General features: G+C 60.4%; 2 pseudogenes. Both read left to right on the forward strand.

The annotated features are described in order from the left end of the window. Positions 1–118: pseudogene (locus AAEZ08_RS23575) on the forward strand (cytochrome-c oxidase, cbb3-type subunit II); the annotation flags it as partial. Beyond that, positions 119–230 (forward strand): annotated as a pseudogene (locus AAEZ08_RS23580) (cbb3-type cytochrome oxidase subunit 3); the annotation flags it as partial. It lies immediately after the preceding pseudogene.

A 230-nucleotide genomic window follows, 5' to 3' on the forward strand; every position in this document is an offset into this window, starting at 1 on the left:
GCCGTACACCGATGACGACGTCAGCGGCGCGGTGGCCAGCCTCAAGGGCAAGACCGAGATGGACGCCCTGGTTTCTTACCTGCAAGTGCTCGGCACTGCCATCAAGAGCAAGAGGTGAGTGATGTTTGAGATGAGCACTGGAATGATCCGCGGCCTGGGCACGGTCGTGGTGTTCGTGGCCTTCGTCGGCCTGACGCTGTGGGTGTTCAACACCAAGCGCAATCCGGAAT

This window comes from Pseudomonas sp. E45-MNA-CIBAN-0222 (assembly GCF_040310405.1).
Lineage (GTDB): Bacteria > Pseudomonadota > Gammaproteobacteria > Pseudomonadales > Pseudomonadaceae > Stutzerimonas > Stutzerimonas stutzeri_AC.